Annotated in this window: 1 protein-coding gene; it reads left to right on the forward strand. The window is 73.8% G+C overall.

The features are described 5' to 3' along the window. On the forward strand, positions 1 to 1206 hold a 1206-nt coding region (locus tag LQV45_RS33955; protein ID WP_230012232.1), incomplete at both ends, for a DUF5719 family protein.

Raw genomic sequence — 1206 nt, forward strand, 5'->3', positions numbered from 1 at the left:
CCCGTGGGCACCGACCCCCAGTTCAGTCCGGAATCCGCCACCGCGAAGACAGCCGTCAGCGCCGCCGTGCTCGGCTCAAGCGCCGGCATCATCCCCGGCAGCCGGCTCGCCCCGCTTAAAGGTTCCCCCCTCGCCGAAATCGCGCCGGGCGCCGCGCCCACAGCTTCCGCGCCCCCGGCTTCCGCGGCTGCGGCCCGCACGCCCGTGCTGGTCGCCGGCGTCGTGCCCCAGCGCGAGGTGGACAACATCAGCGTCCTCAGCGCCGATGCCCAAAACAACCACCAGGCAGCTGCCGGCGCCGTCCTGAGCTACACGGCAGAGGACGGGGACCTCCAGGGTTCCGCGGCTGCCGCGTGCCAGCAGCCCGGCAACGATCTCTGGCTGGTCGGCGCCAACACGGCGCTCGGCCGGTCGGCGGTCCTGAACCTGACCAATGCCTCCAGCACGCCGGCGACGGTGAGCCTGGACCTCTTTGGCTCCGAGGGCCCGATCCAGGCTCCCGGAAGCCGCGGCCTGCTGGTGGCGCCCGGCAGCACCCGCTCCATCATCCTGGCCGGGCTCGCGCCGGGACAGGAACGGCTCGGCGTGCGGGTCCGCAGCACCGGCGGCCCGGTGGCTGCCGTGGTCCAGCAAAGCGTGCTCCGCGGCCTCACACCCGGCGGCGTCGACTTCATCACCCCCGGCACCGCCCCGTCCGTCAGCCAGGTGGCCGCCGGTCTCGACATCCAGGATCCCGCGGCGCTGGCCGCGCTCAAGGCAAAGCCCGGCTTCGCCGACGCCGGACCGGCCCTCGAAGTCGCCGTGCCGGGGGCCACCGACGCCGTGGTCGAGATCAAGCTGTATGGTCCCGACGGCCAGAAGGCGCTGCCCGGCGGCGGCGTGGTGACGGCGAAGGCCGGCGCGGTCACGGAAGTTTCCCTGGCCGGGGTCCCGGCCGGGACCTACACCGTGGCGGCGAGCTCGGATGTCTCGTTCGCGGCCACTGCACGGCTAACGCGGGGACTGCAGGCCGGGGACGCGGCGGACATCGCGTTTTCCGCCGCCTCGGCCCGGCTGGGCAGCCAGCACATCGTTGCGGTTCCGCGATCGGGCGACCGGCAGCTCGTTCTCGGTGCCCCCGCCGGCCGGGCGACCGTGACGTACACGCCGATCACTGCGGACGGCAAGATCCGGACCGCAGGCACCGCCGAGATTGCCGGCGGAACC

The sequence above is a fragment of the Microbacterium sp. Bi128 genome (genome assembly GCF_918698205.1).